Annotated in this window: 19 protein-coding genes; 9 read left to right on the top strand and 10 right to left on the bottom strand. The window is 32.7% G+C overall.

The features are described from left to right. Positions 1–729 (bottom strand): alginate export family protein (locus J8L88_RS21020; protein ID WP_211061761.1); only part of this gene is annotated, 729 nt, incomplete at its 3' end. 254 nt (positions 730–983) lie between these two features. Here J8L88_RS21020 and J8L88_RS21015 point away from each other — a divergent pair. Further along, positions 984–1667: a response regulator transcription factor gene (locus J8L88_RS21015; protein WP_118386701.1), complete on the top strand. Its 684-nt coding sequence runs from the start codon at positions 984–986 to the stop codon at positions 1665–1667. Between the two features lie 12 nt (positions 1668–1679). Here the strand turns inward: J8L88_RS21015 and J8L88_RS21010 are convergent, their stop codons facing one another. Continuing rightward, positions 1680–2513: a type IV pili methyl-accepting chemotaxis transducer N-terminal domain-containing protein gene (locus tag J8L88_RS21010; RefSeq protein WP_118386700.1), complete on the bottom strand. Its 834-nt coding sequence runs from the start codon at positions 2511–2513 to the stop codon at positions 1680–1682. 465 nt (positions 2514–2978) lie between these two features. On the opposite strand from J8L88_RS21010, the gene J8L88_RS21005 reads away from it, so the two are divergent. From J8L88_RS21005 to J8L88_RS20975, 7 genes are all read left to right on the top strand, one after another. Further along, the gene (locus J8L88_RS21005; protein WP_211061760.1) at positions 2979–4379 is read left to right on the top strand and encodes an MFS transporter; all 1401 of its coding nucleotides are present in this window, start codon (positions 2979–2981) and stop codon (positions 4377–4379) included. A gap of 336 nt (positions 4380–4715) precedes the next feature. Continuing rightward, a complete protein-coding gene (locus J8L88_RS21000) occupies positions 4716–6122 on the top strand; it encodes a CmpA/NrtA family ABC transporter substrate-binding protein (RefSeq protein ID WP_211061759.1) in 1407 nt (468 codons plus the stop codon). A gap of 114 nt (positions 6123–6236) precedes the next feature. After that, positions 6237–7334, top strand: a complete 1098-nt coding sequence (locus tag J8L88_RS20995) for an ABC transporter permease (RefSeq protein ID WP_211061758.1) — start codon at positions 6237–6239, stop codon at positions 7332–7334. A gap of 10 nt (positions 7335–7344) precedes the next feature. Further along, positions 7345–8208 (top strand): ABC transporter ATP-binding protein, encoded by an 864-nt coding sequence (locus tag J8L88_RS20990; protein WP_118386699.1) that lies wholly within the window; start codon positions 7345–7347, stop codon positions 8206–8208. 11 nt (positions 8209–8219) lie between these two features. Next, the gene (locus J8L88_RS20985) at positions 8220–9044 is read left to right on the top strand and encodes an ABC transporter ATP-binding protein (RefSeq protein WP_027394081.1); all 825 of its coding nucleotides are present in this window, start codon (positions 8220–8222) and stop codon (positions 9042–9044) included. A 371-nt stretch (positions 9045–9415) separates the two neighbouring features. Continuing rightward, the gene (locus J8L88_RS20980) at positions 9416–9745 is read left to right on the top strand and encodes a hypothetical protein (protein WP_027394082.1); all 330 of its coding nucleotides are present in this window, start codon (positions 9416–9418) and stop codon (positions 9743–9745) included. A 92-nt stretch (positions 9746–9837) separates the two neighbouring features. Beyond that, positions 9838–10161, top strand: a complete 324-nt coding sequence (locus tag J8L88_RS20975; protein ID WP_027394083.1) for a hypothetical protein — start codon at positions 9838–9840, stop codon at positions 10159–10161. Positions 10162–10421: 260 nt separating this feature from the next. On the opposite strand, the gene J8L88_RS20970 is transcribed toward J8L88_RS20975, so the two are convergent. The 8 genes from J8L88_RS20970 to J8L88_RS20935 all read right to left on the bottom strand — a co-directional run bounded on the left by J8L88_RS20970 (position 10422) and on the right by J8L88_RS20935 (position 17653). Further along, positions 10422–12191 (bottom strand): cytochrome c biogenesis protein, encoded by a 1770-nt coding sequence (locus J8L88_RS20970; RefSeq protein ID WP_211061757.1) that lies wholly within the window; start codon positions 12189–12191, stop codon positions 10422–10424. Continuing rightward, positions 12188–13573, bottom strand: a complete 1386-nt coding sequence (locus J8L88_RS20965) for a cytochrome c biogenesis protein ResB (protein ID WP_247666526.1) — start codon at positions 13571–13573, stop codon at positions 12188–12190. Before J8L88_RS20965 ends, J8L88_RS20970 begins: the two co-directional genes overlap by 4 nt. Positions 13574–13639: 66 nt before the next feature. After that, a complete protein-coding gene (locus J8L88_RS20960) occupies positions 13640–14008 on the bottom strand; it encodes a hypothetical protein (RefSeq protein WP_211061756.1) in 369 nt (122 codons plus the stop codon). Between the two features lie 36 nt (positions 14009–14044). Then, positions 14045–14764 carry a cytochrome c3 family protein gene (locus J8L88_RS20955; protein WP_108802475.1) on the bottom strand — a complete coding sequence of 240 codons (720 nt, stop codon included), beginning with the start codon at positions 14762–14764 and terminating at the stop codon, positions 14045–14047. Positions 14765–14771: 7 nt separating this feature from the next. Then, positions 14772–15812 carry a ferredoxin--NADP reductase gene (locus tag J8L88_RS20950; RefSeq protein ID WP_211061755.1) on the bottom strand — a complete coding sequence of 347 codons (1041 nt, stop codon included), beginning with the start codon at positions 15810–15812 and terminating at the stop codon, positions 14772–14774. 13 nt (positions 15813–15825) lie between these two features. Continuing rightward, positions 15826–16314, bottom strand: a complete 489-nt coding sequence (locus tag J8L88_RS20945) for a hypothetical protein (RefSeq protein ID WP_211061754.1) — start codon at positions 16312–16314, stop codon at positions 15826–15828. A gap of 11 nt (positions 16315–16325) precedes the next feature. Then, positions 16326–17189, bottom strand: coding sequence for a DUF3365 domain-containing protein (locus J8L88_RS20940; protein ID WP_108802478.1), 864 nt, complete (start codon positions 17187–17189; stop codon positions 16326–16328). A 35-nt stretch (positions 17190–17224) separates the two neighbouring features. Continuing rightward, positions 17225–17653: a globin family protein gene (locus tag J8L88_RS20935; protein WP_108802479.1), complete on the bottom strand. Its 429-nt coding sequence runs from the start codon at positions 17651–17653 to the stop codon at positions 17225–17227. A gap of 573 nt (positions 17654–18226) precedes the next feature. Between J8L88_RS20935 and J8L88_RS20930 the strand changes: the two genes are divergently transcribed. Beyond that, positions 18227–21745, top strand: coding sequence for a nitrate reductase (locus J8L88_RS20930; protein ID WP_211061753.1), 3519 nt, complete (start codon positions 18227–18229; stop codon positions 21743–21745).

Below are 21745 nucleotides of genomic sequence, written 5' to 3'. Positions count from 1 at the left end.
TCCTTTAGCAGGTTTTGCAACTAAATGTGTACCAAAGGTTTGTCTATTTACAGTTCCATCAATTGGAGTTTGACCATCGGTATCTAAATTCTGATAAGAATTATTTACAAAAAGAAAACTCCCAGAAAATTTAGCCCAGTCTTTATGCAACCAAGCATAAGCCATTCCTTTGTAATCAAATACAGCTCTTGCATTTCCATCATTATTAGGATCGAATAAAGTATTTATTCTACTTACTCCGTTTTGATTAAAAGAAAAACCAAGATCTAGTTTTAAACCATTCTCATTTTTATACTTGATTAATGCAGCATCATGAAATCTTCCTTGCATTGCCCAATCCAATCCACCAAGTATTCTCTGATCGTCATAAACAAGAGCTTGTCTACCTAATTTAGTGGACCATCCGTTACCAAACTTAAAATTAATCCAAGCTTGGGCTAGTGAGAAACTATTATTGTTATCAGCCGCAGCTATCTGGGGTGTATCTCCCCAAACACTTACATCCTGTACACTAAGATATGTAGAAAACTTGTCTGCAGTATATCCAAATTTTAATCGAGAACGTTGTTGTACAAATATAGCTGCATCTACTCCAGCTGGAGTTAAATTACCAAAACCGTGTAAATACTCTAATCGTGGTCTTATATCTGCATCAATACTTAATTCCTGTGCATTCCCCTTAAATACCAGTACTAGTAATAGTATGGTAAAGTATAACTTATTTTTCATTTCTTAAATTTGTTTGGTGTGAGTATAAGTATTTCTCACAGTTGCTATGTTCTTTTCAATTAATCCTATTAGCTGACGTATCAATTGAGTAACAAATCTAAGTATTAATACTTATTTTTAATGTTTTTATTAGATAAAAATACGTAGTTTTTCTTTGTGGATTATTAATTTATTGATTGTATTTTTGAATTATTCTTATCTTTGGATAGTAAGTAGTTTTTTTATAAAGAGCACGTAATTAAGTATTATAAAGTATGGTAAGTATTGTATTGGTAGATGATCATTTTTTAGTTAGAGATGGAATTCGTTCACTTCTGGAGGATGAAAAGCAATATGAGGTTATTGGAGAGGCTTCTGATGGGAGAGAAGCTATTGAATTAGTGCAGTCGTTGTGCCCAGATATCGTAATATGTGATATAAGAATGCCAGAAATGTCCGGAATAGATACTGTAAAAGAACTTACGGCGCTATCTGTTTCTTCTAAAACAATCATGTTATCAATGCATGATTCCGATGAGTATATTTTACAATCTATTAATGCGGGGGCAGATGGATATCTGCTTAAGGATGCGGGTAAAGAGGAATTTTTGAAAGCACTGTCTACCGTAAGCAAAGGGAATAAATATTTTAGTGGAGATGTTTCTTCTATATTGGTCAAAAATTTACTTAAAAATAGTGATGAAAAGGTAGAAGAAAAAGCCTTAAAACCAATTATTGAAGGTAAGAAGGAGAAGAGTAACCCTTTTGACCTTACGAAAAGAGAAAATCAAATACTTAAGTTGGCAGTGTCCGGGATGACTAATAAAGATATTGCGGCTGAACTTGATATAAGTAAAAGAACTACAGAAGTTCATCGCTTTAACTTAATGAAAAAGATGGCGGTTAAAAATGTATTAGAATTAAGTAAAAAAGCCAGAGAATATGAGATGATTCCCTGACTTTTAGTTTTTTTAATTATTAGCTACATCTTCGTATAAATTAGTAATTTTATTAAAAGATTTTGTTAGCTGGTTTGTAGTAGCAAACATGTCTTGCAAAGTAAAGTCACCATTTAATAAACCATTTTTATTGGTTTGAAATTTTTCCCAATACGACATAACAACACCTAGTTCTTCTTCTATATCAGTGCTGTTGTAACTACTTATTAATAATTCTCCAATTGTGTTGTCAAATTTTTCATAAGTTTCATTCAATATTTTTTTATATTCAGGACTATCTCCTTTAAACATAGTAGTTGCAGTGTAGTATAGACATAATCGCTGTGATAGCATTCGCTGTCTTCCGGATATATTTATTGTTTTTGCTAAATCTTTGTTTTTATTCTGAAAAAATTGATTGTTGTAGTTATAACTGTTTTCTATACTAATAACTACATCGTTACAAGTTTTTAATAAATTGGTGTTAGCTTTTACAATCCTTAAGGAGTTTTGAGCGTCTGGAGTACTTGCAATGATAGCTTTAAAATCGTCCCATAATGTTCTAACTTTTTTTAAGGATAATTTTGTAGAGCTGCTAGAGGCATTTTTAGTAAGTATTTGTAGTTGTTTTTCAAATATAAACTTACTAGAGTTTAATTCCTTTTTTATCGATTGATCATTAATTCCTTTAGCAGTTAATAAATATGCTTTAGAAATCTTCTGTGATAGCATTCGTTGTTTTCCTGATATATTTATAGCCTTTGCGTAACTAATAGTTCCGTATTTGTTCGATTGAGCTGTTAAATAAGTATTTGATATAAGAGTAATAAGGATTGTCAATAAAATTGTAGTGCTCTTCTTTTTCATAAGTAAGTTTTTACATTGTTATTAAATTATCATTGGGGTTAACCATTTTATAGGGGTTTATGGCGGTTTGGTTTGTAAAAAAAAGTATTTACGCTGTAGAGATATATTTGCCAAAATACTTATTTTTTTTCGAGAAAACCAAATATTTAATACGTAGTCCTGGAGAATGCGTTTTATTGCATTGCTTAGGTTATGGGATAGCCATATTTATGATATTGTAAAACAGTTAAGTATTTGTTTATCAGATGTTTGTTTTTTTTGGTACTACGTTAATGATGTCGTTTTAGATTTTTGATAGTCGAAACTGTTGATTCTATAATTATTAAGTTCTGAAATTATTAAATACGTAATTTTATAGCTAAATACTTAATAATTTAGCTTAAGTGTTGTTTTTGATAAGTATTAGTACGTAGTTTGCTTCATGTTTTATAACATATAGAATTTAAACTTTAAAAATACATTAATATGGATGCCTTAGGGAAATCTACTACGCTAAATCTTTTAAACTTCAAGAATCTCTCAATTAGAACTTTTTGGATAACTTCAATTGCCTTTTTCTTGTGCTTTTTTTCCTGGTTTGGTATTGTTCCCTTTATGCCTGATGTTGTTAGGGATTTGGGATTAACTCCTGATCAAAAATGGAATTCAATTATTGTTGCAGTCACAGGAACTGTATTTGCAAGACTTTTTATAGGTAAAATGTGTGATAAATATGGTCCTCGGATTTGTTACACTTGGTTATTGATGTTAGGTGCGATTCCTGTAATAATATTAGGATTGGTGCAAACTCCTATGCAGTTTATAATTTGCAGGCTTTTTATTGGTTTTATAGGAGCTTCTTTTGTGATAACGCAGTTTCATACTTCGATTATGTTTGCTCCTAATATAGTAGGTACAGCGAATGCAACTTCTGCGGGATGGGGTAATCTAGGTGGTGGTGCAAATCGTCTAGGGATGCCATTGATAGCTGCGGCAGTAGTAAGTTTTGGTATTGCAGAAACAGAAGCTTGGAGGTATTGTATGGTAATAGCAGGAATTGTTTGTTTTTTAATGGGGATTGTGTATTACTTTTTTACACAAGATACACCTAATGGAAATTATAAAGAACTAAAAGTTAAGGGAGAGTTACCACAATCAAAGAAAGATGAGGTAAGTTTTTTGTCAGCGATTAAGGATTATCGCGTATGGATACTTTTTGTCATATATGCAGCTTGTTTCGGAATGGAACTTACGGTTTATGGAACAATGGATGATTATCTTCAAAATACATTTCAGTTAGAACGGGTTACAGCTGGAAACCTAGTATTGTCTTTTGCATTGATGAATATTTTTGCTAGAACGTTAGGAGGTTTTTTTGGAGATCGTTTTGGTAGGTTAAAAGGGTTGCGAGGTCGTGTGTTGTTTCTTGCGGTAATACTTGCGATTGAGGGAGTAATGCTGTCTTTGTTTTCTGGAATGAATGGATTGACTTTTGGAGTTGTTTTTTTGGTAGGCTTTAGTCTTTCGGTTCAGATGGCTGAAGGAGCAACCTTTTCTGTAGTTCCATTTATAAATAAAAAAGCAATTGGTTCTATCTCAGGAATTGTAGGAGCTGGTGGTAATGTAGGTGCCTTTGTTGCTGCTATGGTATTGAAATCAAAATCGGCAATTGCCGAGAAGACTGCAATTTTGGATAGTCAAGGTATGGGAGAAGAAGCTGTAAGTGCTGCGCAAGCAGCTGCGTCTTCACAAGCGGTATCAGAGGGTTATTTTTTAATTGGTGTTTTTGTAGTGATAACTGCAGTTATTTCATTAGCTATAAAATTCTCTACAGAAGATGAAAAAGCCGTTCAGAAAGAAATGAAAGCTATTCCTGTGCCGAACTAACTTATCTTAAATAATAATCAAGAAAGGCTTTTATCTGGGTAGAATACTACTTAGTTAAAAGCCTTTTCTAGTTATAGGTAAACAATTGCTACATTATTTTTTGGTTAGTTGTTTGTTATAGCTTGTTGATTTTAAGTGTTTTGATAGGTTGTCTTTTGTTAGTATTACGATTCTGTTAAAAATATGCCGTTAATTTTTTATATAAAATAATATTCCCCTTGTAATTTTTGTAAAATAAAAATACTTAGTTAAATACGTAATTTTAACATTCATAGTTAAGTATTTATACGTAGTTTTGATGTGTTCTATTAGCTGAATAACAAAAAAATACAAATTATGACAAAACTTAATTTTAAAATAGGGATTTTCTTAACCGCAATGACTCTTCTGTCTTGTGGTGGTGAAAAGAAGAAAGAAATAGCGTCTAGTACCACGGAATCTAAAGAGGGGGTGTCTAAACTAACTATAGAAAAACCTCAGTTGACTTTTGGTTTTATAAAGTTAACGGATATGGCTCCTTTAGCTATAGCTAAGGAAAAAGGTTTTTTCGAAGATGAAGGATTGTTTGTTTCTGTAGAAGCGCAATCAAATTGGAAAAATGTATTGGACCGTGTAATAGATGGTCAATTAGATGGTTCTCATATGTTGGCAGGTCAACCTATTGCTGCAGGAGCTGGTTTTGGTAGACAAGCAGAATTGGTAACACCATTTTCTATGGATTTAAATGGTAATGGTATTACAGTTTCTAATGATGTTTGGTCTAAAATGAAGCCTAATGTCCCAAAAGGAGAGGATGGAAAGCCAATTCATCCAATTACCGCAGAATCTCTTAAGCCAGTAATAGACTCTTATAAGAATGAAGGGAAGGCTTTTAAAATGGGGATGGTGTTTCCAGTTTCTACTCATAATTACGAAATACGATATTGGTTAGCTGCTGCAGGGATTAATCCTGGAATGTATTCTAAGGATAATATTCAGGGGCAGATAGATGCAGATGTATTGCTATCTGTAACTCCGCCACCACAAATGCCTGCTACTCTTGAAGCTGGAACAATATATGGATACTGTGTAGGAGAACCTTGGAATCAACAAGCTGTTTTTAAAGGAATAGGTGTTCCGGTTACTACAAATTATGATATCTGGAAAAATAATCCAGAGAAGGTATTTGTGATGACAAAGAAATTTGTGGAGCAATATCCAAATACCGCTACAGCTGTTACTAAAGCATTGATTAGAGCAGGGAAGTGGTTAGATACTCCAGGAAATCGTCCAGAAGCTGTAAAAATATTATCAATGCCAGAATATGTTGGTGCTGATGAGGTAGTTTTAGCAAATTCTATGACAGGAACTTTTGAGTTTGAAAAAGGAGATAAAAGAGAAATGCCTGACTTTAATGTGTTTTATAGATACGATGCAACATATCCTTTTTATTCAGATGGTATATGGTTTTTAACTCAAATGAGAAGATGGGGGCAGATTCCAGAAAGTAAATCAGCAGAGTGGTATGATACTACCATTAAAGATATTTACCGTCCTGATATCTGGACTAAGGCAGCTAAACTATTAGTGGAAGAAGGTCATTTAGAAGCTTCAGAATTACCAAAAACAGATGGTTACAAGCCAGTAACCACAGATTTCATTGATGGCAACAAATATGATGCTAAAGATCCAATAGGGTACATCAATAGTTTTGGTATTGGTAATAAAGAAAATGTGGAAGGTGTTTCAAGCATTGAGAAATAAAAAGAGATTTTCTCTTTTTATTTCTCTTTCCATAACAAAATTAAATAATCTCTAATGCCTTGCTAGGTATTGTGTTATGGTGGTTAAAGAGAAATAAGTTTTAAAAGAAATAAAATGAAAGATAGGTCAATACATATTCTGAACTTTGTAGGATTAGGTTTTTTTGAGCCGGCTATACGATTAGCTACAGGAGAAGAAACAAAGAAGAATTTAATCGCATTACTTAAAAAGGTATTATTACCAATATTGTCAGTGGGGTTGTTTTTGTTGTTATGGCATTCTGGTGCTACATATCTTTATAATGTTGAAAAAGATGCTAGAATAGAAAAAGCGTTAGCAGATCAAGGAGAGGCGGCAGCATTAGAAATGCGAACTTGTATAGAATCTGGAGACATTAGCTGTCAGCCAAATACATTACCGTCACCTGCTCAAGTTTGGACTGCTTACAAATCACTATTAGCAGATCATGCAGCAATATCTAAGAAAAAAAGTTCTTTTGCTGATAAAGTTGCAGCAACTAATGCTAAAAGAAAAGAACAAGGTTTAGCTGCTATCACTTACACAGGAAGACCGTCGTTTGTAGATCAGATTTTTACAAGTCTTAAAACAGTTTTTGCTGGTTTTTTATTGGCTTTGTTTATTGCAGTTCCAATAGGTATTATGTTGGGATTGAGTAAGACTTTAAGATCCTCTGTTAACTGGTTGATTCAAATATTTAAGCCTGTTTCTCCAGTTGTTTGGTTGTTGTTGGTTTTTATGATTGTAAAAACACTGACTAGAGGTTCTGATTCTGATAGTTCGTTTATTATTTCATTTATAAGTGTTGGTTTATGTTCCATGTGGGCAACATTGGTGAATACTAGTATGGGAGTTTCTTCTGTTGATAAGGATTATATCAATGTGGCTAAGGTGCTTCAATTGAGTGTTGCTCAAAAAGTATTTAAGATTATTTTACCATCATCATTTCCTTTGATTTTCACAGGTTTGCGCATAACATTGTCTGTGGCTTGGATGGTGCTTATTGCAATTGAGTTGTTAGCACAGAGTCCTGGATTAGGTTCTTTTGTGTGGGAAGAGTTCCAAAATGGCGCAAATGATTCTAATTCTAAGATTATTGTAGCCATGTTTGTGATCGGAATCATCGGGTTCTTATTAGATCGGGTAATGTTAACAATACAGAAGTTTGTCACTTTTACAGAAGAAACCGCTTAAAACATAAGGTATGGCATATATAGAGTTAAGAAATGTATCCAAATCTTTTGGAACAGGAAAAGATCGTACAAAGGTGTTGTCTAATATCAATTTAGAAATTGAAGAAGGAGAGTTTGTGGCTATTGTTGGTTTTACTGGAAGTGGAAAAACAACTTTAATAAATCTTATTTCTGGGTTATTGATGCCAGATGAGGGGGAAGTATTGTTTAAAGGAGAACCTGTGACTGGACCTGATCACGAGAGAGGAGTGATTTTTCAGAATTATTCATTATTACCTTGGTTAAATGTGCGTAATAATGTAGGGATGGCTGTAAAAGAAGCTTTTAAAAAAATGTCTAAAAAAGACAGGAGTAAGCGAGTCGAAGATTACGTAGAGATGGTTAATCTTTCGCCTGCAATAGGTAAGCTTCCTAAAGAACTTTCTGGGGGTATGAGACAGCGAGTTTCTGTTACAAGAGCCTTGTCTATGAGTCCAGAGGTGATATTGATGGATGAACCTTTAAGTGCATTAGATGCATTAACCAGAGGGAATTTACAGCAAGAGATTCTTAAGATTTGGAATAAAGATAAAAAGACTGCTTTGTTGATTACAAACGATGTCGACGAGGGAATTTTAATGGCAGATCGAATTATTCCTCTAAAACCCGGCCCAAAGGCTACACTTGGTCCAGAATATAAAATAAACCTGGAGAGACCTAGGGATAAGACAGCACTTAATCATAACGAAGAATATAAACAACTTCGAAATAGTATTATGGAGTATCTAATACAAATTGGAGAGCAGAGAGCTTCTAAAAAAGATACTGATTATGTACTGCCAGATATTAAGCCAAAAATGAAACCAGCACCTTTTAGGAGATTAAGTTTTAGTTAAAAAAGATGGAAATGGAAACATTAGAAAAAGAAGAAGTCGTAAGAAGATCGGATAATGGGTTGTTTGAGGATAAGTATATGCTAGATATTTCTCAATTAACTAAAATTTATCCTACTCCAAAAGGAGACTATGTGGTTTTGGATGATTTAGATTTAAAAGTAAAACATGAAGAGTTTATATCAATAATTGGTCATTCTGGATGTGGTAAATCTACGTTGCTTACAATGATCGCGGGTCTTAATCCTATATCTAGAGGAACTATTGTTGCGGATAATCAAACGATTAAAGGGCCTGGTCCAGATAGAGGAGTTATATTTCAGTCTCCGAGTTTATTGCCTTGGATGACAGCATATGATAATGTGATGCTTGGGGTTAAGCAAGTTTTTGCACACGGAACTAAAAAAGATAGAGATGATATTGTAAAATATTATTTATCAAAAGTAGGATTAGAAGATGCAATGCATAAGAAAGCAAAAGAACTGTCTCAAGGAATGCAGCAAAGAGTAGGGATAGCTAGAGCATTTGCTCTTAAGCCAAAAGTTTTGTTGTTGGATGAGCCTTTTGGAATGTTGGATTCTTTAACAAGAGGAGAGTTGCAGGATGTGCTTATAGAAGTTTGGAATCAAGAAAAAATAACCGCTATAATGATTACACACGATGTGGATGAGTCTATTTTTTTAGCGGATCGAGTTATTATGATGACAAGTGGTCCAAGAGCTAAAGTTGGTGATATCTTAGATATTGATTTTGAAAGGCCTCGTTTAAGAAAAGATGTTTTGGAGCACCCGGATTATTATAAATATAGAGAGCACTTGATAAACTTTTTAGAGCATTAAGAATACCTAAGAAGACTTTGTAAGCCAAAAACACCTTATACCATTATAGATATTAGATAATGGTATAAGGTGTTTTTTTGGTTATAAGCTATGATTATAAGTTTATAGCACGTAGAATCTTATTGTTGTAACATGTGATAGATTTTAAAATTTTACTTACTCTAATTGCGGAATAATTAATTTGAATAATTATTTTTTTGTTAAAACATAATTTTTTAATGATAACCCCTAATTTTTTAGGGGTGTTTTATGTTTTTATATCTTTTATGTATAGATTTGTATCAAAATATAGGGGTATTTTTTATTAAAAGAAGTTTTTTATTGTATTAACCCTAAAAAAAACAGGGGTTTAATTTTTAAAAGTAAAAAGTATGAATATTGAAGAATTGATAACTGTGTCAATTACGGAATTTTTAGATGTTGAGGTACATAGGGATACTGGAAATTTGGATTTCTCTTCTAAAATTGAAATTGTAAAAAAGCGAATAACTAATAAAGTAAAAAATAGTCCAGATGCATATGGTATGGTAAGTGGATCCGAAGGATATGAGTATGAGATGTTTTTTAGCAGTAACCCAAATGATATGATTAAAATTGATGGATGGATTCCAATTGATACTAGTAGGATTGAAAAAGCAGATAAAATTAATGAATATATAGAAATTGGATTGTTAAGAAGAATAGGAAGCTCTTTGAGCTAACAAACATTAGTTATTAAATCTAACGTAATCACGTTGCGTGTGGGTAGATTTTATCATTTAAAAAATTGTATAACCCAAATATAATATGAATTATGAAAGTAAATGAATTAATTACAGAAGCTATTACTGAGTTCTTAGATGTAGAAGTAAATGGAGATACAGGTAATCTCAATTTTGCATCCAAAATTGAGATTGTTAAAAAGAGAATTAGCGACAAAGTAAAGAGTAGTCCTGAATCTTATGGAGTTAATGATCTAGAGGCATATGAGTACGAAATGTTCTTTAGTAGTAATCCAAATGATATGATTAAAATAGACGGATGGCTTCCGATTGATACTAAGAAAATAGAAAAAGCAGATAAGATTAGAGAGTATATCGAAATCGGTTTGTTAAGAAGGATAGAAAAAGCGGCATAAGCTATAACGTAATAGTTCACAATTTTTTGTAAAAAAGAACAAGTTTTAAGCTCTATTTAACTAATATTGGTATATTTAATCTAGTATTTAGTTAAACAGAGCTTATTTTTAGTAGTTACAGATAAACAAGATTGTTTACTGAAATAAGTGTTTTTTGAGAAACGAAAGATCTTCAAAATATATGGTGGTAATCTCCAATAATAATTTAGTGTTTGAAACCTTAAAGATCTAGTAGCTTTAAGTGTTTCTTGTGTTGCCGGTTATGAGAAGTCATAGCCGGCTTTTTTTGTTAAGGGTATTATTGAAATAATACAGGTTAATGGGGTTATTATGTATATCCAATAAGGTATGGGGAAGGGATCTCCTTTTGCGTAGGAATGCAGTCCTGATAAGTAATAGTTGACACCAAAAAAAGTCATGATAAGGCTTCCTAATGCAAAAAGACTGCATAGGTTATAGAAATATATATAGTTTTTTGGAATAATGATCCTGATATGAAGTACAAACGAATAGATGATAATGCTAATTAAAGCCCAAGTCTCTTTGGGATCCCAGCCCCAATATCTTCCCCAAGATTCATTTGCCCAGATGCCTCCAAGAAAAGTACCTATGGTTAACATGTATAATCCAATAGTACTTGTAAGCTGATTAATGTTGGTTAGCTTTTTTATGGTATTAGTTGTCTCTTCTTGATTTGAAAACGAAAAGGTGTTTATGCTCATAAGTAATAAAGAGATTAATGCTAAAAGTGACCCCATAGCCAGAAAGCCATAACTACCTGTTATGATTGCTACATGAATTAATAGCCAATACGATTTTAATACCGGTACCAAATTAGTAATCTCGGGATTCATTAAGCTTCCGTGAGCAATACCAATTAAACAGATAGCTAGTATTGATGCTGCAGCTGGTGCAAAAGAGCTTTTTTTGTAAAATAGAAAACCAGAAAACATCCCTATCCAAGCAATAAATATGCTAGCTTCATATCCGTTACTCCATGGAGCGTGTCCTGATATATACCATCGTAATATAATTCCAGACCCTTGTAGCAAGAAAATGATAAATAGTAAAAGAATTGTAAGAGATATAGTTTTCTTTAGAGTATTATTTTTTTGCTTAAAAACTTTTATAAAACTCAGTAATATTAATAACACACCAAGACAGGTATATCCGATGAGGCACCATAAAAATATAGGATTGTTGTTAAACCATATTTCTAACTTTACTTTGGTTTCCTCTAGTATAATTGTCTCTCCGTTTTTTTTCTGAAAATTTTTGATTAGTTCAACAGTCTCGTTTGCTTTTGTCCAATTGCCTGTTTTGATTCCAATAGAAAGGTTTGCAAAATAAGTGGGTGTTATTTTTGAATAAAAAAGTAAGTCGCCCTCATTAAAACTGGGTTCTTTCTCTATGGGTGTATACCATTTTAGTGATGGATCATCTTTTTTTGGAAAAATTTTAAGGAATTGACCATTAAGTATACCCCATAAAACGTTAATACGCTCGTCAATTTTGATAATATCTTTATCAAAAATAGATCGTTTTCCTGGAGCTTTAGCATATGCGCTGCTAACAAGCGATTCGAGTTTGTAATTTCCTTGAAAATCAAAAAATTGGGAAGCACTTGTGTAGCCAGAAGTGTTAATCTGGATGATTTCTTTTAACTCATGAATTGCTTTTTTCTCAATTTTAATGAGCTCCAACAATTGCCATGAATCAGGCTTAAAATTCATTCCTATGAATATTTGTGTAGGAGTAAGTTGTTTTTTTGTTTTGTTTTTGTCAATATATGTGAAGCCGTTTTTACCATGAATTTTTCTGACTAATTCTAATGACAATGTTCCTATTGGTTTAACTCTTCCCTGGAAATCTTGCACTTGGATAGTGGTGAACTTTTGAGCGTGGGTAATGTCTATATATTGTCTCTCAATTAATTCGTGCTCTTGTAGGTGATGTAATTGTTGTGTATATGTATTGTTTACTAATAATAGTATGAGATTTATAGCGCAAAAAAGATTTTTTTTTATCAACGTAATATTTTTAGTGTTATTCCAAAATGAGAATTTTTCCAGCATAAGCTCAATAGCATTCCTAGCGCTAATAGTCCATACCCTAAATAGGTTACTAATGTCCCCCAATAATCCCTATTAACAGAAAGTATTGTTCCGCTTTCATCAGGTAGATAAGCAGATTGAAAAAAACGATATCCTTTATAGTTCAGAACGTTATTCATGAATATTGTATAATTAAACATTTTATGTTTTTCTTGGATTTCTAAGTGACTGTAAAATGCAGAAGGGCTATTAGATCCAGGATAACGTTCTAAAATAAAGTCCTTTAAAAAAATAGAGAATGGTAGTTGTATAGGTTTAGAGCCGAATCGTAAGCTTATATGAATGTCGTTGATGAATAACGTATTAAAAGGGTTCATGTATCCTGGTCCTCCAAATAAGGTAATTTCCTTTTTTTCTGATCCCGATTCTAGTGATAATATGATTGCGCTTTCGGGATTTTTAATTTCAGGGTTTTTGTCTTTAGAGGTTATTTTAAGGTATTTGTTTTCTGATATTTCATTAAACACAACAGGTGTGTTGTTTATTTGACTTAGTGCTTTGAATTGTAAAGGAACTAAACTGTCTTTTGGATATGAGCTTGCCTTGTTTAGTATCATAGAAAAATAATCGGTTTCTTTTGGGAATGAGGCAAGCCAAGTATTGTTTTTTTTGGTTATGAAAATATCATTGGTTAGTTTATCGTTGCTTTCAAAAGAAATAGGGATTCCGTATATGGTTTTTCTGTCCCCTTTTTTTATATAAAAATCTTTCCGTTCATCATTTTCTGCAATAACAATATGTAAGTAAGTCTTTCCTTTGCTAGTGTCTTTTAGTATTTGATGAGCTCTGGGGATATAGTTTTTTAATTGTATTTTTATTTGTTTGTCATTAAAATTGTAATGTTCGCTAATGCGGTTAAATCCAATTTCGCTCATGTGAATAGGAGTGCTAGAAAAGTTTTGGGTAATAGAGCCGTTACTTGCCTGAAGCTGTAAATAGCTATCTATAGAGATCATTCTGTCACTTGTAGAATCCTCTTTTATGGTCATTAATGCTTCGTAGCCTCTATATCTTGTTATTCCTGAGCCTAGAATTATAATTACAAATGCTATGTGGAATAAGAAAATTGGTGCTTTTTCCCAACTAAAGAGGTTGTATTTTGGGATGTTTCCTATAAAGTTAAAGGCAATTAATAATACTAGAATTTCAAACCATTTAGCATTGTATATTAAGGCTTTAGAAGTTTCAGTTCCATAGTCATTTTCTATAAAAGTTGCAACGGCCATTGATATAGCAAAAATTATCAGTAATAATGCGCTAACTCGGTTGGAGAAAAGTAATTTTAGTAGATGTTTCAAAGTTGTTTTTTCTTTTCTGATATCCTTTTTTCGGGAGATGGTTATAATTTGAATTCAAAAAAAATCTTATTCTTTCATTCCGAGATCAACCCAAGTTTTGATTAACTCTATGGTGCAACTATCAATTTTAGTTTCTTTACGATAGGGCATAGCGATATATCCTTGTGCATGAGTTATAGAGCCTACTAGTTGTCCACTTTCCCCCATTTTTTTTAAGCTCGAATAATCAAAAATTTTACTTCTTGATGCTTTTTCTTTGTAAACATCCTCAGCATGACATTTAAAACAATGAATTTCAATTATTGAAGCTACCTGGTTTTTGTACGTTATGTCTTTAGGTATATCGCATATTGGTTTGTCTTTTTTGTTGCAAGAAGCCAGTATTATGATTGATGTTAAGATAGCTACAAGTCTTATATGTTTTGTTGAGTTCATTTTTTTTGAAATTTTTGTTTCTAATATAAATTCATGCTATTTTTTTGCGTATTTGTTTTTTATTTTAATCCATTCTTCTTCTGTCAGCGGTTTGTATTTCTTTTTGTTAGAAAAAGGATCTTTACCACCTTTTAGGTATTCTTGAATTTGTTTTAGCGGAATAGTGTCTTTTATTTTCTCTGCTACTTTATAAATATGATTTCCGTGAAAATCGTGACATTGTAGGCAGGTATTCCATTGCTTATTTTTAATAAGTTGTTCATGCGGGACATCAATGGGATCGTTCTTCACTTCTAGGTCGTAATGGCAATTGATACAAAATGCAGCGTCTTTAAGAACAACTCTGGTATCATTATGTTCCTTATGACATGTTTCGCATTCCGCCGCATTTATATTAGCAATTGCTTCTTTGAATCTTGGTTCTAAGAAACGATGTGTTGGGTGTCTGTCGTTTGGCCTGTCGTGGCATTCAATACATTTTTTATTGTCTACGTTTTCAGTTCCAAAATCTGCTTTGGTTTTACGCATTCCGAAAGTGTATGAAATGTTAGATTGTACCTGTTGGATTAAATTACCTTTGGCATCAGTATGACAAGCATTACATGATAAACCTTCATGCCCGGTGTTTAATGGGCCAAGACTTAAAAAGCTTTCTGTTTGTTTTAATGGTAGAATTATATATATAATTAATCCGATCCCGATCCCAATAAATGAACCGATTCGTTGTCTTTTTCGTAAGGGATTTTTATTAAACATCTATTTTTTAATCGTTTAGGAAACTAATACTTACATTGCTTGAAGCAGGAAAGCTGATGCAGGTTAAAATGTCTCCATTAGCAACTTCTTCTTCGGATAACAAATGACCATCTATCATTTTTACTTTTCCTTTGACGCATTTTGCCTTGCAACTACTACACATGCCGGATCTGCAAGAGTAGGGTAGCATGATGTTTTCGGACATTGCTGCTTGAAGAATTGTTTTATCTCCTGTAACACTTATTTCGTGCTTCTTTTTTTCTTGATAGATGACTACATTGCTTACAAGATCTTTAGAGTCACTAGATGTTATAAAATTGGCACTAAAAGCTTCTAGTTTTATTTGGTTCCTTGAAATACCGTTATTTCCTAATATTTCTTTTGCTTTATCCATAAAGCCTTGTGGGCCGCACATCATATATTTTCCCTCAACATAGTTTAACATATGGGTTTCCATAATTTCTGTAATGAGTTCCTCGTTTAGTAAGTCTTGATGGTAGTTTGGTTTTTTAGAAACATTCTTTTCTAATATATGTTGGGTGCTTAGACGGGTCGGATGATTTTCTTCAAGATCTTCAAGAGCTTTTTTGAAGATGATAGATTCTTCGTTCTTGTTAGCATAAATTAGAATAATTTTAGATAAAGGTTCTTTTTCTAAAACGGTTTTTATGATAGAAAATATAGGTGTGATTCCACTTCCTCCGGCAAAAAAAACATAACTGTGTTTAGCATTTTTGTCTGGTACAATAAAAAAACTACCTGCAGGTTTTTCAATTTCAATTTTTTGACCCGCCTCTAAATCCTTACATATGTAGTTAGAAACTAGACCTTTTTCTACTTTCTTTACAGTTATTCTAAGAAATTTATCTGTAAAAGGACTACTGCTAAAAGAATACGCTCTTTTTTCAATTTTATTTTTGATAGGGATTTTAACGGTAAGAAATTGACCTGGTTTGTATTTAATTTTATTAAAGATCCCCCCTTTGTTTAGAATAACACTTACAGCATCTTCGGTTTCACGAATTATCTCTTTTACAGTTAGTAACATAATACTTTATTTTTTATTCGTAATAAAACACAACACCAATATGAAAGACTACTAGAAAACTGATTACTACTGATAGAAGGACATGTACGATCATCCAAGATTGAAAAATCCATTCTTTTTTACTTTTGATAATATCTAGGTTAACAGTTCCTAAAATCATATTTATAAAAAAGATGTAGGATAATAAAGCGAGATAACCATATCCAAATTCTAATGCGTGTATATAAAAGAATATAGGAGAAAGAACTCCAATCCATTTATGTAAAATAGTGAATCTGACCGTGTGTTTTCTGAGTTTTTTTGATATTCTGGTCACAGAAAGTATCCATTGAAATAATATAAATATTCCAATAAATACTCCTGACCATCGTTTGTATTCTTCATTAAGTTGTAATTCATATAGCCATTGCCATTTTAGGTCTAGGAAAAACTGTAAAAGATATAATACAAGTAAACTAAAGCCAATAAATAAAAAGCTATATGATTTTTTTAGACTATCCAAGTTGTGTTCTTTTAATTTGAAGCTAAGTCTTTTGTTGTTTTTTGGTCCTTTCTTTCGACAAGTAATAATGTTTCCATACTGTGATAAGAAGCTAATTTTCTTACACTATCAATAAAAACTTCTGCTGTAGGTAGATAAAAACCTTTAGAAGGCCAGTTTTTGCCAATCTGTGGTTTTGTGCTATCAATTTTAAAAGCGGCAATTTCTTTAAGATATGCATTGTAAATAGCTTTTGTTCCATTTCTATATGCATTTATAACTCCAATCGCTTCTTTGTATGATAAGGAATCAGAAGGGTATTGCCATGTAGTAGCTCCCATAACATCACCAAGTTTCCAATCTGTTTTAGTGGTGCTTTTGTGGTCGTTATGGCAGTTTACACAAGGTGCTGCTACGGCAAGATCGGCAAACATAGAAGTATATAATTTCTGATCTTCTTCATAGAAATGTTGAGGTTTTTGATCCGCTTTTATTTTGGCAAATAATTCAGCTTGTTTTCCTTGAAACTTGTTTGAGGCGTTAATAGGAAAGTCTGAACCAAGATATAACCCTAGAGGAACGTCGCTTTTTCGAATATCAGAAGAAATACCTCTTAGGAATAAAGCAGGAAGTGGACCAGCTTCTATTTCATCATCTTGCCAGTCTTCATCAAATTTAAGTCCTTGTTTTTTGCCTGCGCCCACAATTCCTTTGGTATATAACGTACGAGTGATATCATTTTCCTCTGCAACCAAGGTGAGTATGTCAGCAACCGCAAACACTTTATCAGAAGGTCCATTTGAAGAAGTTTCTTCGGGAACACCTCCACAAGATTGAATAATAATTGAGATACAAGATGTGAGTAAAAATATCCATTTTGTTTTTAGATGATTCATTTTGTTGTGTTTTGAGTTAATAATTTTAGTGTGTTCTATGCAACTTCTCCGTATGCTGCAGTCTTCATTACAGATGCCATAACTCCATACGTGTCAGTCCAGGCTGCTTTTACTTCTGGAGTAAAATCTTCTCCTAACCCAGTTGCTAGGGTACTTAATAATGCAGCTCCTACAGTATCATAATGCGAGGATTCTACTTTGTAATCTACATGTCTCTTTCCTAAGTCTTGTAAAATTGGTATTAAGCGGTCTAAGTTGCTAAGGCCTGCTACAGCAGAAGATAGCATGGTCATTAGTTTGTTTCCTTGCCCTTTCATTGCTTCTGCGTTATCTGAAGGAAATATTTTTTTTAGTTCGGGATCTAATTCAAAAAGTTTGTTATAAAAAATTTCTGCAGCAGTTTCTGCTATTGGAGCAACTTTACTAAATGATGTTTGTACTAAATCAATTGTGCTTTTTTCCATAATTGCGTTTTTAAAGTGAAATTTTAGACGATGGAAATAAGTATTAATACTTATTTTTATTCAAATATATTTTATTGATTAATGAAACGCAAATGAATTATTTTTAATAAATACATGTTTTTAACATTTAAAACTTAATAAAAACATATAAAAATAAATATAATGTTATTTTTTAACTTTTTTATTGAATAATAATTAAAACAGCGTTTCTTGAATTAAATACTATTTAAAAATAAGTATTTATACGTGTTTTTTTAGTTTTATGATAATCTTAAAATTGACTTGTTTTTTTGCAGAAATGATAACCAGATATTTTTTTTGAAGAATGGTAGTGTTGATTAATTTAAATTAAAATAGTTTTCTTTTTTCCTTGTAATGCTTTTCTAACAGTGTTTTATTTTGAATATTGATGAATCAAAAAGGGGCTTTTTTTTTAAAATCCTTTTTTAGTAAGGATCTTTTGTGGATTTCATAATTAACAGGAGGGTTGGATCAGTTACAGGTCTTTTTTAATCTAAATTTAAGTAATAATACTTAATTTTGTTGTTTGATATAATTTTAATAAAACTCTTTATGGCATTTAAATCTTATAAAACTACCTGTTCTTATTGTGGTGTTGGTTGTGGAATAATAGCTAAAAAAGATGCTAAAGGGGTAGTTACAGTAGAAGGTGATCCAGATCATCCAGTTAACAAAGGGATGTTATGTTCTAAAGGAATGAATTTACATCATGTTGTACAGGATAAAAGCGATCGAATTCTTTATCCAGAGATGAGATGGAGTAAAGGGCACGAGTTACAACGAGTTTCTTGGGATCAAGCTTTTGATCGTGCGGTTGCAGTATTTAATACTATTATTAATAAATACGGTCCGGATAGTGTTGGTTTTTACGTTTCTGGGCAGTGTCTTACAGAAGAGTATTATTTGGTTAACAAGCTTACAAAAGGATTTATCGGAACTAATAATATAGATACTAATTCTAGATTATGCATGAGTTCTGCAGTTGTAGGCTATAAGCAAGCATTAGGAGAAGATAGTGTTCCTATTGCCTACGAGGATATAGAGCTTGCCGATTGTTTTATGATTGCAGGAGCAAACCCAGCTTGGTGTCACCCAATTTTATTTAGAAGGATAGAAGCTCATAAAGAGAAAAATCCAAATACAAAAATTATTGTAGTAGATCCAAGAAAAACACAATCTTGTGATATTGCAGATTTACATTTACAGATAATTCCAGGCACTGATGTAGTATTGTATAATGCGATAGCCAAAAGATTAATTGATCGAAAAAAAATTGATAAAAGTTTTATAGCGAATCATACTGATAATTTCGAATTATTGAAAGAATCTTTACAATCCACCTCACTAACCGAGGCAGCAAAAATCTGTGGCATAACAGCAGCCGATATAAAGAAAGCAGCTACATATATTAGTAATGCTAAAGGGTTTATAACGCTTTGGGCAATGGGGTTAAATCAAAGCTCGATAGGTGTAAATAAAAATAATGCGCTTTTAAACCTCTCATTACTCACTGGTCATATAGGAAAACCTGGATCAGGTCCTTTTTCATTAACAGGGCAGCCTAATGCTATGGGGGGTAGAGAAGTAGGAGGTATGGCAAATTTATTAGCGGCTCATAAAGATTTAAGCAATAAAGAACACCGAACCGAAGTAGCTAATTTCTGGGGCGGAAAAGAGATTTCTGAAAAACCTGGGTTAACTGCTACGGAAATGTTTGATGCACTAGAAAGTGGAAAACTAAAAGCTGTATGGGTTATATGCACCAATCCTTTGGTCAGTCTTCCTAATGCAAATAAAGTAGAAAAAGCGCTTCAGAAAGCTAAGTTTGTAGTGGTTCAGGATATCTCGCATCGCTCCGAAACTTTAGAATATGCAGATTTGGTGTTGCCCGCTGCAGGTTGGGCAGAGAAAGAAGGAACGATGACTAATAGTGAACGTCGTATTACCTATTTAAATAAAGTAGTAGATCCTCCTGGAGAAGCATTACCAGATGCAGAAATTCTGTGGAAATTTGCGCAACGAATGGGATATAGAGGCTTTGATTATACATCTGTAGAAGAAGTATATAAAGAACATTGTCAATTGACTAAAGGAACCAATATTGATATTACAGGTCTAAATTATGATCGATTAAAGAATGAAGGTAGTTTTCAATGGCCTGTCCCAGAAACAAATCATTCGGGAACAGCACGATTATTTCAAAATAAAAAATTTTATACAGATACAGGTAATGCGAAGTTTGTAGTGCCAAGATTTACTAAACCAACTTCAGAATTACTTACGGATAAACACCCTTTGATTTTAACAACAGGTAGAGTACGTGATCAATGGCATACTAGAACTAAGACAGGTAAAGTAAATAGACTGTTGACACATATTCCGCATCCATTTTTAGAAATAAATCAGGTAGATGCTTTTCTCCGAAAAATTAAAGATGGAGATATTGCAGTGGTAGAAAGTAAAAGAGGAAAGGTACAAGTAAAAGTAAAAGTAAGTGGTACAATAGCTAAAGGGGTTGTGTTTTTACCAATGCATTGGGGCAAAGTTTTAGGAAATGATTACGGAAGAGCAAATAACTTAACCACTAGTATTATAGACCCTATTTCTAAAGAACCAGATTTTAAGTTTTCTGCAGTACAGGTTTCAAAGTTTGTAAAAGAAAAGCAAAAAATCTGTATTATTGGAGCAGGTACGGCTGCATACCGTTTTATACAAACATATAGAGAACAAAATACAGAAGATGACATTACCGTGTTCTCTAAAGAACCATATCCTTTTTATAATAGAGTATTGTTACCAGAATATGTAAGTGAAGAACTCACTTGGGAACAATTACAAAAGATGAGGGAAGGCAGTATGGAATCTCTTAATGTTACCTTATCAACCAGTAATCCGGTTACTGAGATCAATAGAGAAGAAAAATATCTTATTGATAGTAAAGGAGAAAAACATGAATACGATATTGTCTTAATGGCTACTGGAAGTAGAGCTTTTGTGCCAAAAGAAGTTCCTATTCATTTGCCAGGTAGATTTACAATGAGAGATCGAGGAGATGCAGATAAGTTGAAAAATTACTTAGAAGAAACTGGTTTGCCCGAAAATCAACAACATGTAACTATTGTTGGAGGTGGACTATTAGGTTTAGAGTTGGCTGCTGCACTACGAAAAAAGAGTGTGAAAATTACGATTATACAAAGAGGTAATCGTTTAATGGAAAGACAACTAGATATTATCGCAAGTCGTTTGTTAGCAGAAGATGTTAGAGAAAAAGGAATACAGATTCATTTTGATAATGAAGTAGATACGGTTTTTAATCAGGATTCTGGTTCTCTATTAGTAAATCTAAAGTCAGGAAAATCATTTAATTGTAATGCTGTAGTTTACTCTATTGGTACTATTCCTAATATTGATTTGGCAAAAACAGTTGGTATTGATTGTCGTCGCGGAATTGTAGTAAATCAATACTTGCAATCCAGTGATCCAGATATTTTTGCTGTTGGTGAGATTGCAGAATTCGAAGGTAATTTATTTGGGATAACAGCAGCGGCTGAACAACAAGCGGATATTGTAGCTAAGTATATTTTAGGAGATTTTAGTGCAATATATAGAGGGTCGGTATTTATGAATATTCTAAAATTCGAAGACTTGGATCTATGTAGTATCGGTAATATTGATATGCCTAAGGATGATCCATCATATGAAGAGGTTATTTTCATGGATGTTGGGAAACGATTTTATAAAAAATGTATCGTTAAAAATGATTGGTTGGTAGGTGCTATTTTGATGGGAGATAAGAGTGAATTTGCAGATTTTAAAAGATTGATCGAAGAAAAGATAGAATTGTCAGAGAAGAGAGAAGAATTACTTAGATCATCCCAACCCGATGAACCTGTGTTGGGTAAATTAATTTGTTCTTGTAGTCAGGTTGGTGAAGGAAACTTGGAAGAAGCTATCAAATCAGGATGCGAAGATTTCTCCGAATTATGTATCAAAACGGGAGCTGGATTAGGTTGCGGTAGCTGTAAACCTGAAGTAAAAGAGGTGTTGAATAATGTAATGCAATTAGCTTAG

This window comes from Aquimarina sp. MMG015, from assembly GCF_018100855.1.
Taxonomy (GTDB): domain Bacteria; phylum Bacteroidota; class Bacteroidia; order Flavobacteriales; family Flavobacteriaceae; genus Aquimarina; species Aquimarina latercula.
Note: the sequence above shows the minus strand (reverse complement) of the source record. Positions and strands in the feature narration are given on the sequence as shown.